Here is a 14,897-nt window from a genome sequence, read left to right as displayed (position 1 = left end):
TCAACCTCCTTTCATCGTTTCATCGTCATAATGAATGGAAACAGCATGTGCAATGGCGGGAATGCTCTCGCCCTGCTGCATGGCAAGAGGGGACATTAAAGCTCCTGTGGCGACCACAAGGAGCTTGCGAATTTCTCCGCGGTTCATCCGCTTCATTAGATGACCATAGGTTACGACTGCGCTGCATGCGCATCCGCTGCCGCCTGCCTGTACCATTTGCGTGTTGTAATCATAGATCATCATGCCGCAGTCTTGGAAATCGGTCTTATGTATCGGAATCCCGTGCTTTTCAAACAAATCTCTCGCAAGCCCGTGACCGACCTGTGCCAGATCGCCTGTGACAATCATATCGTATTCTTCCGGCCCAATCCGCAAATCCCGGAAATGTGCTGTAATAGTATCGACAGCAGCCGGTGCCATTGCTGCGCCCATATTGAACGGATCTTTGATTCCCATGTCAATGACCCTGCCCATCGTGGCCGATGTAATAACCGGCCCTTTTCCCTTGCTGGATACGACAGCCGCGCCAGCGCCAGTTACGGTATACTGGGCATATGGGGGCTTCTGGGAGCCATATTCAGTCGGGTAACGGAATTGCTTCTCCGCTGTAGAGTTATGGCTGCAGGTGCCTGCCAGGACATTCTTGCCGCCCCTGGTATTCACAAGATAAGCGGCCAGAGCAAGACTTTCCATCGATGTTGAGCATGCTCCAAACACACCCAGATAGGGGATGCTGAGCGTTCGTGCGGCATAGCTGGTGCTTATAATCTGGTTCATCAGATCGCCGCCGATGAAAAAATCAATTTGTTCCTTTAATAAGCCGGCCTGCTCGATTGCCAACTGGGCTGCATCCTCAAACAACACTTTCTCTGCTTTCTCCCAGCTCTCCTGGTTTAATGTGGAATCACCGTGAATCAGATCAAAATCATTGGCAAGCGGCCCCCGGCCCTCAAAAGGACCTACGACAGCGGCTGTTGATGCGATAACCGGCCTGTTATTGAATACCCATGTCTGATGCCCCTGCTGCATATGTCATCCGCCTCCCATTGCCAGTTTGATCACCATATGAATATTCCCGATAATGAAGGCAGCAACAGTTCCAAATACAATGACCGAGCCTGCCAGCTCGAACATATTGGCGCCTGTACCCAGAACAAGCCCTTCACTTCTGTGTTCAATGGCAGCAGAAGCCATTGAATTGGCAAAACCTGTGACCGGAACGGCAGATCCGGCCCCGGCCCATTGCCCGATTTTGTCATATAACCCCAGACTCGTCAGTATGACCGAGATGAGAATCAAGACAGCTACAGTAGGATTGCCAGCCTTCACTTTATCCATGCCGCCCCAATGAACGAAAGCATTGGTTATCGCTTGTCCTAAAACACAGATCAGCCCGCCCGTCAAAAAGGCGCGAAGGACGTTTCGCAAGGTTTTACGCTTGGGCTGCTTGGCCAGTGCCATCCGCTGATATTCCTGTTGGACAGGAGTCAGCTTTTTCAGTTTGTTATTTGCCATATCCATTCCTCGCAGATATTGTTTTTGATTGCTGTCATTATTCCACCGCTGGTCAAATTTATGAATTTGCAGATCTGCATTTACAAAATGAAATTCAATAAATTTCCTGTTTTGGCTGGCGCAAAGCGAGGAATGATAGATGAGTCGCCAAAGATTACTGGCAAATAAAACGATAAAGAGGGATGAACCATGACCGTTGCAAGCCAAGTGAAAACCTGTGTCGCTTCATTAAAAAGCGCTCAAGCGAGCCTGGAGCAATTTGCGCTTAGCACTCAAAACCAAGAGGCAAAAACACTGTTTACGAATGCTGCAGAGCAAACACAGCAAATCGTTGACCAGGTTGCGGCCAGAGTTCAACAGCTTGAGAACGAGGAACCGCAATACAAAGGATTTTAAGGTTTTTTCCACTAAGAAGGAGCTGTCCTGCCAGCCAGGGGCTCCTTTTTATCACTCCCGATATCCATTAATTATGATCATAAAGACGGCGATCCTGCCGTTACAACTTGTATGTTCCAGAGAGGAGTAAATATGAGAAGCATAAAGATTATGGTTGCCCTTATGCTGCTTGGGCTCTCTTGCACAGCGGAGGCGTCGGCCGCTCCGAGGAAAAACCGGGATTATTATGAGGCGCGTGGCGAAGTCGTTTGGGAGGTTCCAGGCAAGAAAAAGGTAATCGCCCTGACCTTCGATGACGGTCCAGATCCCAAGGATACACCACGCATACTGGATTTGTTGAAACAGCATCATGCCAGGGCGACCTTCTTTGTTATCGGAAGCAAAGCAGGCAAGCACACGGATTTGCTGAGACGGGAGATGGAGGAGGGGCATGAGATCGCCAATCATACCTTTACGCATCACTTTTTCAACAATTCATTTACAGCAGAGCGCATACACAATGAGATTGCCAAGACACAGGAGGTCATTTATACTGTAACCGGCCAGAGGCCAACGTTGTTCAGACCCCCCGGAGGCATGTTTGACGAGGCTGTTCTCCGCATCGCGCGGCAGGAGGGACTAAAGACGATTATGTGGTCCTGGCATCAGGATACACGGGACTGGTCCAGGCCGGGGGTGGGCTATATTGTAAATAAAGTATTGAAGAATGTTCACAACGGGGATATTATATTGCTACACGACTACGTAAGCGGCCAAAGCCAAACGGTTAAAGCGCTGGAGAAAATTTTGCCCGAGCTCAACAATAGGGGCTATGAATTCGTAACGGTATCAGAGCTGTTATCCGGCGCCAAAAATATGGTTCCCTCCATGAAATAATACTGACCTTTGCAAGCCTTGACAGCCTGCAAAGGCCAGTTGGCCGCTTACATAATCGGCATGTCAAGGAAAGAAGGAACTGGGATGACAACATCATCGTCTAAGCATTCTTCCGGCTGGTTGAGCCAAGGCGAGAGAAACAGCCTGGAGGAGGTTAACAACACGGTTTCAATCCCCGCGGGAGCCGGCTTCTGGAGGAAGTTTTTCGCCTTCTCCGGACCGGGCGCGCTAATTGCAGTCGGCTATGTAGACCCCGGCAACTGGGCGACATCGATCGCAGGAGGCAGCAGGTATGGCTACACGCTGCTGTCCGTTATTCTCATCTCGAATTTAATCGCCATGCTGCTTCAGGGGCTGGCTGCGAAGCTTGGCATTGCGACAGGACGGGATTTAGCCCAGGCGACCAGAGACGGCATCAGCAAGCATTGGGCAGTTATCCTATGGATACTTGCCGAGCTTGCCATAATGGCGACGGATTTGGCTGAGGTTATCGGGTCCGCGATTGCGCTCAATTTGCTGTTTGGCATGCCGCTCCTGGTTGGCATTGCTGTTACAACAGTGGACGTTATGCTGTTATTGCTGCTGCAGAAAAAAGGGTTCCGGGTGCTGGAATCGATTGTCATCGTCCTGATGGCGACGATCTTCGGTATTTTTATCTTTGAAGTGATTGCTTCGAGGCCGCAGTGGTCAGAGCTGCTGGCCGGGTATATGCCAAGTCCGGAAATTGTCACGAATCCGGCAATGCTGTTTATTGCGCTTGGCATTCTGGGGGCGACGGTTATGCCGCATAATTTATATTTGCACTCATCTATTGTCCAGACACGCCGCTATGACCGCAGCGAGGCTGGCCGGCGGGAGGCCGTTAAGTTTTCCATATTGGATTCCGTCGGCTCGCTTACCATTGCTTTTGTGATTAATTCCGCAATTCTGATCGTTGGCGCCGCTGCCTTTTACGGACGGGGGCTGGAGGTGTCCGAGATTGAAGGCGCGTATCAGATGCTCAGTCCGGCGCTTGGTATCGGCATTGCCAGCACATTGTTTGCTGTTGCGCTGCTGGCCTCCGGCCAGAACTCGACAATAACCGGCACACTTGCCGGGCAGATTGTCATGGAGGGGTTCATCCAGTTTCGCATCCCGCCATGGCTCAGAAGGGTGATTACCCGTCTTGTCGCTGTGGTTCCGGCTTTTATCGTCACTTGGGTAGCCGGCTCCAAGGGACTTGGAGAGCTGCTGTTGTGGAGCCAGGTTGTGCTCAGTTTGCAGCTTCCATTCGCGGTTATTCCGCTGGTTATGTTTACAAGCAGTAAAAGCAAGATGGGGCAGTTTGTTAATTCCCGTCCTGTGAAAATTTTAGCTTGGCTGTCTACAGCTGTAATTGTCGGCCTGAATATCTTCCTTGTCGCCTACATTCTAATGACCGGGCATGAGCTGGGGTAATTACGGAATGAGGCATGACGTCTGCTTGATTATAGATACGAAGGCATGACGCCAATGGTATGAAGACGTTGTGTTTTTGCCAAGAGCGAGGAATGTTCGGTATCAAATCTTTTAACTTAGGAGTTTGCAAAAATATGAAGCTGGGAACCCGATTATCGGGCGTATTGTTGATTGGCCTGCTATGTGCAGCGGGTTTTGGGCTTGTTGCTTATCTCGTCGGTGCTGACCGGGTGAAGTCGTTCGACGATATCTTCATTCATTTCTTTCAGGGCATGGAATCCCCTGGTCTGACCCGTGTGATGGTTGCGCTCGGATTTATCGGCTCGACCAAGCCGGTCATTATGATTGCTGTCGCTGCCATGCTGCTGATGGGCGTCATTTTGCATCACCGGAAAGAACTGATTTTGTTTGTATTCGCAACCGGGGGCTCGGCGCTGCTGAATATGGTGCTAAAGGCGGCATTTTTAAGGGAGCGCCCGACAATTTACCGGATTGTTGAGGAGACAGGATACAGCTTTCCGAGCGGGCATACGATGGGGGCTTTTAGTTTGTATGGCATTTTGACCTACCTGCTCTGGAAGCATATTCCCGTGTTGTGGGGGCGAATTGCTTTAATTACAGCGAGTGTGGCCCTCATTATTATGATGGGGATCAGCCGGATTTATCTCGGTGTCCATTATCCAAGCGATATTGTCGGCGGTTTGCTGGCAAGCGGATGCTGGCTCGCTGCGGGTATTTGGGTTTACCGGAGTTATACCCGTACCAAACCGTACGAATACAGCAGGTAAAAAGAACAGCTTTCCCTGATCGTCTGACGGTTAAGGAAAGCTGTTCTTTTTGTTCATAATATTAATGTTGGATAGATATGGGCGTCATCCACCAGATACAGTTTGTCGGCCTTGGATAGCTCTTGGCAAAAAAAGCCGTACAAATGTGATTGCCCGCCTTGTACGGCTGTTAGCATTCATATGCATGTTGCTTAATGTGACGGAATGGCCGCCTCGCCCATGTCCGGCTTAACAAGCGCGTGCTTTTCCCAGGAGCGGCTGCGCCAGCGCAGAGACATAATTATGGCCCGAAGCCACTCGTCGGAGGCGATAGCAAGCCAGATACCTGCCAGCCCCATATCGAGCTTGAAGACGAACAGGTAGCCGAGCGGAACGCTCATGCCGACCATTGTGAACATCCCGATCCATAGCGGGAACTTCGCATCTCCGGAAGCTCGCAGCGCATTGACAATAATGATATTGATCGTGCGTCCCGTCTCCAGCACAATGCTGAGCAGCAGGACGTTTGCGCCAAGACGAATTACTTCCGGATCATTTGTGAAGATGGACATCAGGGGTTCCCGGAAAGTAATAATGACCGCGACCATCACAAGCGTAGCGATGCTGGCTGAACGCGCGCTTTTCCAAACCCGCTGATAAGCGACCTCCGGACGTCCAGCTCCGACCATCCTGCCGACGATAATCGATGTACCCATCCCGATCGCGAAGGCAAACAGATAGATAAACATGGAGATATTGGCCGCGTACTGTCTGGCTGCCATCGACGCTTCTCCTAAGAAGGTCGCATAGAACAGGAACATAATCTGACAGGACTGATACATGACTTGCTCCAATGCAGACGGAATGCCGATCTTCAAAATTTTGGAGATGTACGCTTTGGATAAGGAAAAATAGTGCTTAAACTCAATCCGTACCTCCATAATGCGGTACAGCACCCAGAAAAAGACGATAATAGCAACGGCACGACTAAGTACGGATGAAATCGCCGCACCCTGAGCCCCGAGCTGAGGCATGCCGAAATGCCCGAAAATTAAAGCATAGTTCCCGATAATGTGAATAATGTTCATGCCGAGTGACACATACATGGCTTCCTTTGTATATCCGTGTACACGAATAATGGCTGCCAGTGAGTTGATAATGGCTTGCAGGAAGATCCCGCCTCCGACAATGGCCAGGTAGCTCTTGGCGTACTCTAATATTTCACCCTGAAGGTTAAGTGCAGCGAGCATTTGCCCGCCCATGGCGACAAAGCCTGCGCTGATAACGAGACCGACGATCAGGTTGAGTGATACGGCAAGCGCGGATATTCGCGATGCTTCAAAAAACTTGCGCGATCCGATATATTGGGCGACGACAATGGAAGCACCATTGCCGATGACCTCAAGGATAAGAATGGCAATATGCAGGTACTGATTCGCTGCCCCGACGCCGGATACCGCATTATCCGATATTTCGCTGAGCATGAACGTATCTGCAATACCCATCAGCATAAACAGGAATATTTCGAGAAAAATCGGCCAGGTCAGGTAGAACAGATGGAGTTCTTTCCCTTTTTGGCCAGATTTGTTGGTCTCTGGTTGTTGTTGTGCGGCTTTCATTTTCAATTAATCCTTCTTTCTTCATTCATGTTGCAAGTCTTGGACCAAGACGTATCGTAGCACAGAAATGAAGAGTTTGCATCAAAAATATTTTCATTCCAAAAGTTAATAATAAAAGTAAAATATATGTAATAAAAGTGTTGAAAATAAGCTAAAAATCCGAAAAAAAGGCTGATATATAAATAAAAATTGTAATTAAATGATTAATAATACATTATATGAAATGAAAGTGATTTGATGATGTTTAGAGGGTCCGGTGCCATACGGAAGGATGAGGTTTCCGAATAATTGGGGCTGACCACAAGCAAATAAAATGCAGCTTGTGGTCAGCTGGTCTTAAAGAGGTTAAATTTTTTCCGGCGCTTGAAGGCCGATCAGATTCAGTCCGTTGCGCAGGGTGATTTTCACGCAATGCACCAGGGCAATCCGTGCCTGCCGGACGGGAGCATCTGCAGTGATAATGGGGCATTCATGATAGAAGCGGCTAAATGCCTGGGCGACATCAATCAAGTATCGGCTGATAATGGACGGCTCCAGTTTCTGCATGGCTAACCGTGTCTGTTCAGGGAAAAGTGAGAGCAGCTTCACCAATTCATAGGAGTCGTCGTCCCCAAGATGCTCAGTTGGTTGACGACCGGGGGCTTGCACGTTATCTTTGTACCTGGTTGCTTTGGTGAGAACACTGCAAGCCCGGGCATGCGCATACTGCACGTAGGGACCCGTTTCACCGTCAAAGTTGAGCGTTTCCTCCCAGGAGAATGAAATATCCTTGATTCGGTTTGCACTCAAGTCATTGAAGATAATCGCGCCTACACCGACCTGTCTTGCTACTTCATCGATATTCTCAAGTCCGGGATTTCTTTTTTCTATGATCGTTTTTACCTTCGAGATGGCTTGTTCCAGCACATCCTCAAGCTTGATGACCTTGCCTTTTCGTGTAGACAGTCCAGCGCCATCAATACTGACCCTTCCAAACGCTACGTGGTTCAGTTCATTCGCCCATTCATAGCCGAGCAGCCCGATAATTTTGAAGCACTGTCCAAAATGAAGGTTTTGCGCATAATCGGTGATGTAGATCGCTTTGTTGAAGCTGTACGTTTCTTTTCTGTAAATCGCCGCGGCGATATCGCGGGTATGATACAGAGAGCTGCCATCCTGTTTTAGAATTAACGCAGGGGGCATATCGTATTTATCCAGCCGGATTAGCCATGCGCCCTTGTCTTCCTCCAGCAGTCCCTTGTCCTTCAAGCGGCTGACAATAGCAGCCAGCTTGTCATTGTAGAAACTTTCACCCGTATAGTGATCAAACTGTACATTAAGCAGCTCATAGATACGGTTGAATTCCTTCAAGCTAATGTCTACGAACCAGCGCCATAACCGCAGAGCTTCTTGGTCGCCTTGTTCCATCTTGACAAACCAGGCTCGCGCCTGGTCCTCTAATGTGAAGTCATACTCTGCTTGATCGTGAAAATGCACGTACAGCCGCAGCAGCTCATCAATACCCCCGCTGTCAACTTTCTCTGCGCTGCCCCAATGGTGATAGGCAGTAATCAGCTTGCCAAACTGGGTGCCCCAGTCGCCCAGATGGTTGATTCCAATGCATGTATAGCCCAGAAAGGAATGGATACGGTACAGTGCATTTCCAATCACAGTGGAGCGCAGATGGGCAATATGAAAAGGCTTGGCAATATTCGGAGATGAGAAATCGAACACAACTGTTTGACCAGCCCCATCATTTCGAGCGCCGTAATGTTCCCCCTGGTTAAGAATCATAGTCGTTACCTTGCTGGAAAATATAGCTCTATGGAAGAAGATATTCAGGTAGCCGCCTGCTGACTCGCATTGTTCGACCTCCGGAAGTTGAAGACGCTCCTTAAGATCATCGGCAATTGCTTGCGGAGACATCCGCAGCGTCTTGCTTAGCTTGAAGCAGGGGAGGGAAAGATCACCCATATCCGGGTTGGGCGGATACTCCAGCCACTGCAACAGTTCTGCTGCAGGAGCTTTAAGCAGATTTGCGACTTCTCTGGCTACAAGAGTTTTAATTTGGTCCATAGCTGGTATTCCTCCTAAAATTCTTAATGTAAAGCTCTTTGAGTCTGTCAATCAAATGGCTGATGAAAAGATACAGCAAAAAGGCTCTCGTCTCTTGAAATCAGAGACGAGAGCCTTTACAGGTTCCCGCGGTGCCACTCTAAGTATCGAATACTTTCGTATCCGATCAACTTGATACAGAATAACGGCCGTTAACCGGATTTGCCTACGCACCATTAACAGGGTTTCTGCAAACCATTTCCCGGATGCGATTCCTCCATGAGACATGTACCGGCTCTCACCAACCCGGCTCGCTTGGACTGCTGGTCATGGAGTACTGTTCCGTTCATTAATTTTCATGTTATATGCTTAGGTTGGTACCAGATAAATTGGTTAAACTTGTTAAAGGGTAGATTACCATAATTTGAACTAAATAACAACAATTGCAGGTTGAAATTAAAATTAAACTGGCATGTTTGAGAACGTAGTGCTAAAATCCAAGAACGCAAACACTTTGCCCAGGTCGTCTTCAGGCGTACAAGAGCAAATGGCAATTGAAAGGATGAGGAATTTGAATATTACAGAATATCAAGTCGAGCTGGTCAAGGACCCGTTTCGCATTTTAAGCGGAAAGCGATATGAGTTTTTGCTGGATTTGGAGCTGGATGAAGAGGACGAGCTTTACTCTCCGCACGGCATCTATGTTAAGGCTGTGTATGTAGTTGAAGAGAGCGGAGGCCGTATTGTCAAACATGAGCTGTACGAGCGGACGACGAACCGTTTCCTGGATTATGATCTGGAAGATGACGAGCTGGCCGAGGCTGAAGCATTCTGCGCGAATCATTATAAGGAAGCAGATGAATAAGTCGATTGAATCAAGTGAAAGGGGAGATCGGGTTGCCTCAATTAACGGTGCGCGGTATTGATAAGGATGTGCTGGCTGTGATCAGCAAGCCTTTGCTGCAGGAGATGGCACAGGTATGCGGTTGCGGGACCGATAATTTTACTATTGATTGCCTTCAGGTTACAGCAATTGGGGAAGAAGGCGTCACTGGCGTATACCCGTTTATCGAGGTTGCCTGGTTCGAGCGGGGCAGGGAAGTTCGCGACGTGCTGGCCAGAACGATTACGAGCCATATCCAGGCAGCAGGGATACAGGAGCTGGAAATTGCCTTCAAGGTGTATCAAGAGGACGGATATTACATAAATGGTGTTTCTTGTGCGGAGTAAATGAACAGCTGCAACTTCTTTCCTTATTTTTCCGTTATATAGCTTAAACGGAAGAAGGGGAGTAGAGTGAATTGAACAGGTTGCTTGCAGCGTCTTTCATTCTGACGATGCTGTTTGTTGGCGGCTGTCAAAGCAAGGCCGTCTTGAACGACATGGAGAAACCGGTCATTCAGCCTGCACGGCACTTTGAAGATTATAAACAAACAGAAGCTGTGATCAGCGAGGCAACCCGTGGAGAATTTACCCTTCAGGTCATGTCCGCCAAGAAAGCCTATCGCCCTGGTGAGGAAGTGGAGCTGGAGGCCCGGCTGAAATATGCGGGAAACGAAGAAGCGGTATTGATCGAGCATGCCGCTTCGCCGTTTACTTTTCTAATCCAAGAACAGACAAGAGCAATCGGACTCGGTTATGAAATGGACCAGCCGTTAATTCGTACAGTGCTGAAACAGGGACAATGGACATCGGAGCGTTATGCCAAGCAAACGGTTATTATCCGCCCAAGCCCGGAACAAGAGGCGTTCATAAAGGAATTTCTGGAGCAGGAAGGCTTCCCTGAGGGAAGCTATGCAGTGAAGGTGGAAGCCGATTTTAATATCTCCGGGCAGGAGGAATTACAAAATGACCGCTACCGTATTTCTGCGGAGATAGCCTTCGAGGTACGGGGTGAAAAAGAATAAGCCGGGCGTTAGTTTTCGAAGTCAAAATTCCGGCCGGCTACAACATGCCGGCAGAACAGATTTGAACCGGGGGAGCAGATTCGTTACAATAGGAAGTAACGGGAATTGCGCAGTTGTCCGATCCCCGAATCATCCTGTTATTCGTAGGAGGTTGTATCTTGGAAATTATATTTCACGGACATTCGAGCGTACAGATTACGACAGGCGGCCAGTCGATTATTATTGACCCTTTCATTACCCATAACCCGCTGGCAAAAGTCAAAGTGGAGGACATTAAGGTCCAGTATGTGCTCTTGACGCATGCGCATGAAGACCATATTGGGGATGCGGCGGCAATTGCCAAAAATAACGACGCCACCATTGTGACCATGGTGGAGCTGGCGAATTATTTCAGCTGGCAGGGCGTGAAGACGCAAGGGATGAACCTGGGTGGAGCGCGGGAGTTTGAATTTGGCCGTGTTAAGCTGACGCAGGCCTTCCATAGCTCCGGGGTAACACTTGATCAGGAAAAGAACATTATGTACATGGGCATGCCGAGCGGCTTGCTGCTGACGATTGAAGGCAAGACAATCTATCATGCAGGCGATACGGCGTTGTTCGGGGACATGAAAATGTACGGTGAGCTGAACAACATTGATCTGGCGTTCTTGCCGATCGGCGACAATTATACGATGGGACCGGAGGATGCTTTGATTGCAGCCAAATGGCTGAATGCAAAGCTGACGGTTCCGGTGCATTACAATACGTTTGATTTGCTCAAGCAGGATGGCCAGCTTTATGTGGACAAGCTGACGGAGAATGGTCTGAACGGGAAGGTCGTCCAGCCGGGCGAGTCGTTTACCCTGTAATATTTATTGCAAGCCCCTTATGCAAGTGCAGAAGGGGCTGTTTTTTGTATCAACTGAACATCCCTTTGCAACAGCTGGCAGACGTATCGGTCGTGATGGGCCGAGTATTCGCATGAAGGTACGCTGCTGCTGCTGCTCTGGCAGCCGCTTGTGCTTACTAAAAATATGGGGAGGGTTAATTGTTATGGAAACTGAGGCTTCATTTCAATTTACGGCAGATTCGGCAGAAACAAGGATTATCCGCGGCAATCTTCATTATGCCGCTTCCGGACAGCCGCAGGGGACAATTGTCATTATTCATGGTTTTAAAGGGTTTAAGGACTGGGGAATGTTTCCTTCTGTGTCCGAACGGCTGGCAGTGGATTATGATGTCATCCGGTTCAATCTCTCCCGCAATGGTGTCGGGGAGTCGTTGAATGAATTTGATGAGCTGGAGAAATTCGGACGCCAGACGTTCACCGGAGACCTGGAGGATCTGGGCAGCCTGCTGGAACAGATTAAGACGGGAAGCTTGCCGGTTCAAGGCCGGCAACCAGCGGCCGCACGCCTTATTCTCCTGGGGCACAGCCGCGGTGGCGGAGAGGCAATTCTATGGGCGCTCGACCACCCGGATTCGGTTCAAGCCGTTATTGCCTGGAATGGCTCCGTCCGGTTCGAGGACATGTTCGGCGAAGCAGAGCTGCAGGCTATGCGTGAGCAGGGCATTGCGCATATCCGCAATGCCAGAACCGGCCAGCAGATGCCGCTGGAGCGGGTTATCGCTGAGGATTTGGAGCAGAACAGGGAGCGTTTTAATATTGTGGAGCGGATCACAGAACTGAAGGTGCCGCTGGTGCTCGTTCAGGGAGAGCAGGATTACCGCAGGCTCATTCATGGTTCGGAGCAACTGGTTCGTCGCAGAGCGGACATTGAATGGATAACCATTGCGGACGGAGACCATACTTTCGGCGCGAAGCATCCGTACCAGGGGACGACGGCTGCGCTGGATGCGGCAATCGGGACGACGCTCAAGGCTGTTGGCAACATTTCATGACCAGATCGCTTATGATGCAATGAAGCTCTAAAGACCACTTATGCTGATTGATGAGCACAAGTGGTCTTTTCTTTTATGCACCCATTACGCTCCGTTACGCTCTCCATGCAGACCCATAGAGGAATATACACCGAGCAGAGAAAGCCGGGTAAGCTGCAGAGCCATATAATGCGGGGAATACATCATATTTTGTGACAGCCATTTTTCGATGATGCCCTGAGCCGAGTAGCTTGTGTAGTCCAACAGAATATCCAGCGGAATCAGCAGCTTCTGCTCTTTGCCGATATTGGAAATGCGCGCATAGAAGCTGTCCCGGATGACTCCCAGCATTTTGGAGGTATAGAAGGAAGACGGCATTTTGCCCAGCATCACACGATAGAACACTTCATGAGCAGCCAAATGCTCAAAGAGGGCAACAAAGTAAGGATCCGGCGCATCAAAATCAGGGCGGTATGCATCCGTGTAATTCCCCGACAGCTCGCTGAGCACCGACAATTTCTCATCCACGATCTTTTGCAGCAGCTCCTCCTTATCCACATAATGGGCGTAAAAGGTGGAACGGTTCACATTCGCCCGCTCCGTAATATCCCGGATAATAATATCCTTATATTCCTTTTCCTTGCAGAGAGACAAGAAAGCTTCCGTGATCATTTGCTGGGTGCGGCGGACCCGCCGGTCGGCTGGCATGTTGGATGCCGTCATTTTGATTCCCTCCTATTAATCCATCATTTTGATCAAAATTGTCGGATAAGCAACAAAATAAAAATTTGATAGTACCGATTTGTCAGCCTACACCTGAAATCCTAACGTATGATTATGTCCCGGAAATCAGACATTTGGCCTGAAATCTGTTGGTTAAACGGCAAAATAAGAAATATTGATTGTTGCATCCGCTAGATTAATAGCTATGATAATAAATAAATTATACAAAATCAATCGGAATTAATTGAATTGGTTTTGCGAGGGAGGTTTTACACTTTTGAGAGGAGCATCGTTTCTCCGCAGTTTGAATGACGGGCGCAGTGTATGGCTCGAAGGAAAAAAGGTGGAGCATATTGCCGGACATCCGGCTTTTAAGGGAACATTGGATACGATAAGCGGGCTGTTCGATACGCTCGATGATCCGGTACTGAGAGAGACGGTCGGGTTCAAGGTCGAGGGCCGGGAACATTATGCTCACAGCTCCTTTCTTGTTCCGCATACACAGGAAGAGCTCGCCCGCCGAAGCAGGTCGTTCAGCTGCTGGTCGAACGAAACGCATGGCATGATGAGTCGGTTATCGGACTATGCAAGATCCATTATTACCGGCTGGTATGCCGCACGGGGACAGCTCAAGGCACTCGATCCGAATTTCGAGAGCAAAATTTCCGCTTACTATGAGCAGGCCAGAGACCAGGATTTGTTCTTGACGACGGCAATTATTGATCCGCAAATCGACCGTTCCAGCAATCTGGATGACAGCCGCATCGCCGAGCGCTTCCTGCATGTTGTGCGGGAGACAGAAGACGGCATCGTGGTGAGAGGGGCGAAAATGATTGCCACCGGCGCGCCTTACACGCATGACTTCATCATCTTCTCGTTCCTGAAGTTCGATGCCAAGGATGCAAATCATGCGCATGTGCTCATCGTACCGGCGAATTCGCCTGGCCTGCACATTGTATGCCGGGAGTCCTTCGCCGACAGCCGGGAGCATAATCATCCGCTCAGTGCCAAATATGATGAGATGGATGCGGTTCTGTTCTTTGATGATGTCCTTATCCCATGGGAACGGGTGCTGCTGTATGGGGACTCGGAGAAGGTGCTCGCGCTCCGGGCGAATCAGACGGCCAATGCGCTTGCGTTCCATCAAAATGTCGTCCGCTTCGTCGCAAAGCTGGAATTCGTCACAGGGGTGTCGATGGCGATGGCGGAATCAATCGGCGTGACCGGCTTCCTCCATGTTCAAGAGAAGCTGGGAGAGATGATCGGGCAGATTGACATTATCAAGGCGCTGATTATTGCCTCGGAGACACAGGGCAAGCATGATGAATCCGGCGTGTACGTACCGGAGCTGTCCTACATCCATACCGCCCGCAACATCGGGACTAAATTTTATCCGCGGGCGATTGAGATTTTGCAGCAGGTGGGCGGAGGCGGCTTCGTTCAGGCGCCTTCGGGGATGGAGGACTTCTACGGGCCGATATCGAAGCTGATGCATCTCTACTTTGAAGGCGCAGCAGTAAGTGCTGAGAAGAAGGTGCAGTTGCTCAAGCTGGCCTGGGATCTGGTAGGCAGTCCGCTCGGTTCCCGGCATGAGCTGTACGAACGGTTTTATGCAGGTGATCCGGTACGGGCTTATGCGAGCCAATATGTTGAGTTTGACAAGGAACGCCTGATCGATCCGATCTGGAAGCTGCTGAAGGAGACGAGCAAGAGCGGCCCGATAGCCGTTAAATAATATGAAATCTGAGCGGTTCTGACAAGAC

At 49.6% G+C, this 14,897-nt stretch carries 15 protein-coding genes and 1 other annotated feature; of the genes, 10 read left to right on the top strand and 5 right to left on the bottom strand.

The features are described from left to right. Positions 1-1,029, bottom strand: a complete 1,029-nt coding sequence (spoVAD, locus tag H583_RS0114700; RefSeq protein WP_028561104.1) for a stage V sporulation protein AD — start codon at positions 1,027-1,029, stop codon at positions 1-3. Positions 1,030-1,032: 3 nt separating this feature from the next. Further along, a complete protein-coding gene (gene spoVAC, locus H583_RS0114695) occupies positions 1,033-1,515 on the bottom strand; it encodes a stage V sporulation protein AC (RefSeq protein ID WP_028561103.1) in 483 nt (160 codons plus the stop codon). 189 nt (positions 1,516-1,704) lie between these two features. Here spoVAC and H583_RS0114685 point away from each other — a divergent pair, with 189 nt between their 5' ends. The 4 genes from H583_RS0114685 to H583_RS0114670 all read left to right on the top strand — a co-directional run bounded on the left by H583_RS0114685 (position 1,705) and on the right by H583_RS0114670 (position 5,012). After that, positions 1,705-1,911 carry a DUF1657 domain-containing protein gene (locus H583_RS0114685; protein WP_028561102.1) on the top strand — a complete coding sequence of 69 codons (207 nt, stop codon included), beginning with the start codon at positions 1,705-1,707 and terminating at the stop codon, positions 1,909-1,911. Between the two features lie 132 nt (positions 1,912-2,043). Then, positions 2,044-2,787, top strand: coding sequence for a polysaccharide deacetylase family protein (locus H583_RS0114680; RefSeq protein WP_028561101.1), 744 nt, complete (start codon positions 2,044-2,046; stop codon positions 2,785-2,787). 84 nt (positions 2,788-2,871) lie between these two features. Then, a complete protein-coding gene (locus H583_RS0114675; RefSeq protein ID WP_028561100.1) occupies positions 2,872-4,224 on the top strand; it encodes an Nramp family divalent metal transporter in 1,353 nt (450 codons plus the stop codon). 134 nt (positions 4,225-4,358) lie between these two features. Further along, a complete protein-coding gene (locus H583_RS0114670; RefSeq protein WP_028561099.1) occupies positions 4,359-5,012 on the top strand; it encodes a phosphatase PAP2 family protein in 654 nt (217 codons plus the stop codon). 191 nt (positions 5,013-5,203) lie between these two features. On the opposite strand, the gene H583_RS0114665 is transcribed toward H583_RS0114670, so the two are convergent. Together H583_RS0114665 and argS are read right to left on the bottom strand one after the other, a co-directional pair. Continuing rightward, positions 5,204-6,610, bottom strand: a complete 1,407-nt coding sequence (locus H583_RS0114665) for an MATE family efflux transporter (protein ID WP_028561098.1) — start codon at positions 6,608-6,610, stop codon at positions 5,204-5,206. Positions 6,611-6,955: 345 nt separating this feature from the next. After that, complete coding sequence (gene argS / locus H583_RS0114660) at positions 6,956-8,665, bottom strand: arginine--tRNA ligase (protein ID WP_028561097.1); 1,710 nt, start codon at positions 8,663-8,665, stop codon at positions 6,956-6,958. A gap of 99 nt (positions 8,666-8,764) precedes the next feature. Further along, positions 8,765-9,003, bottom strand: a binding site (T-box leader). A gap of 212 nt (positions 9,004-9,215) precedes the next feature. Between argS and H583_RS0114655 the strand changes: the two genes are divergently transcribed. From H583_RS0114655 to H583_RS33075, 5 genes are all read left to right on the top strand, one after another. Next, complete coding sequence (locus H583_RS0114655) at positions 9,216-9,509, top strand: DUF6509 family protein (RefSeq protein ID WP_245585921.1); 294 nt, start codon at positions 9,216-9,218, stop codon at positions 9,507-9,509. Between the two features lie 14 nt (positions 9,510-9,523). Beyond that, positions 9,524-9,874 (top strand): DUF1904 family protein, encoded by a 351-nt coding sequence (locus H583_RS0114650; RefSeq protein WP_245585945.1) that lies wholly within the window; start codon positions 9,524-9,526, stop codon positions 9,872-9,874. Between the two features lie 71 nt (positions 9,875-9,945). Beyond that, positions 9,946-10,551, top strand: a complete 606-nt coding sequence (locus H583_RS0114645) for a hypothetical protein (protein WP_028561094.1) — start codon at positions 9,946-9,948, stop codon at positions 10,549-10,551. A gap of 155 nt (positions 10,552-10,706) precedes the next feature. Then, a complete protein-coding gene (locus tag H583_RS0114640; RefSeq protein WP_028561093.1) occupies positions 10,707-11,399 on the top strand; it encodes a metal-dependent hydrolase in 693 nt (230 codons plus the stop codon). Between the two features lie 184 nt (positions 11,400-11,583). Beyond that, a complete protein-coding gene (locus H583_RS33075) occupies positions 11,584-12,432 on the top strand; it encodes an alpha/beta hydrolase family protein (RefSeq protein WP_036709766.1) in 849 nt (282 codons plus the stop codon). An 84-nt stretch (positions 12,433-12,516) separates the two neighbouring features. Here H583_RS33075 and H583_RS0114630 read toward each other — a convergent pair whose 3' ends face one another. Continuing rightward, positions 12,517-13,134, bottom strand: a complete 618-nt coding sequence (locus H583_RS0114630) for a TetR/AcrR family transcriptional regulator (protein WP_028561092.1) — start codon at positions 13,132-13,134, stop codon at positions 12,517-12,519. Positions 13,135-13,411: 277 nt separating this feature from the next. On the opposite strand from H583_RS0114630, the gene H583_RS0114625 reads away from it, so the two are divergent. Beyond that, positions 13,412-14,869: a 4-hydroxyphenylacetate 3-hydroxylase family protein gene (locus H583_RS0114625; protein WP_028561091.1), complete on the top strand. Its 1,458-nt coding sequence runs from the start codon at positions 13,412-13,414 to the stop codon at positions 14,867-14,869. Positions 14,870-14,897: the final 28 nt, after the last annotated feature.

Origin of the sequence: Paenibacillus pinihumi DSM 23905 = JCM 16419 (assembly GCF_000422505.1) — a bacterium.
Taxonomy (GTDB): Bacteria; Bacillota; Bacilli; order Paenibacillales; family Paenibacillaceae; genus Paenibacillus_D; species Paenibacillus_D pinihumi.
Note: the sequence above shows the minus strand (reverse complement) of the source record. Positions and strands in the feature narration are given on the sequence as shown.

Bases quoted from the DNA above. Each gene is read 5' to 3' on its own strand.
- H583_RS0114665 (WP_028561098.1), bottom strand. From the start codon at position 6,610: ATGAAAGCCGCACAACAACAACCAGAGACCAACAAATCTGGCCAAAAA.
- H583_RS0114685 (WP_028561102.1), top strand. From the start codon at position 1,705: ATGACCGTTGCAAGCCAAGTGAAAACCTGTGTCGCTTCATTAAAAAGC.
- H583_RS0114675 (WP_028561100.1), top strand. From the start codon at position 2,872: ATGACAACATCATCGTCTAAGCATTCTTCCGGCTGGTTGAGCCAAGGC.
- H583_RS0114680 (WP_028561101.1), top strand. From the start codon at position 2,044: ATGAGAAGCATAAAGATTATGGTTGCCCTTATGCTGCTTGGGCTCTCT.
- H583_RS33075 (WP_036709766.1), top strand. From the start codon at position 11,584: ATGGAAACTGAGGCTTCATTTCAATTTACGGCAGATTCGGCAGAAACA.
- H583_RS0114630 (WP_028561092.1), bottom strand. From the start codon at position 13,134: ATGACGGCATCCAACATGCCAGCCGACCGGCGGGTCCGCCGCACCCAG.
- H583_RS0114670 (WP_028561099.1), top strand. From the start codon at position 4,359: ATGAAGCTGGGAACCCGATTATCGGGCGTATTGTTGATTGGCCTGCTA.
- argS (WP_028561097.1), bottom strand. From the start codon at position 8,665: ATGGACCAAATTAAAACTCTTGTAGCCAGAGAAGTCGCAAATCTGCTT.
- spoVAC (WP_028561103.1), bottom strand. From the start codon at position 1,515: ATGGCAAATAACAAACTGAAAAAGCTGACTCCTGTCCAACAGGAATAT.
- spoVAD (WP_028561104.1), bottom strand. From the start codon at position 1,029: ATGCAGCAGGGGCATCAGACATGGGTATTCAATAACAGGCCGGTTATC.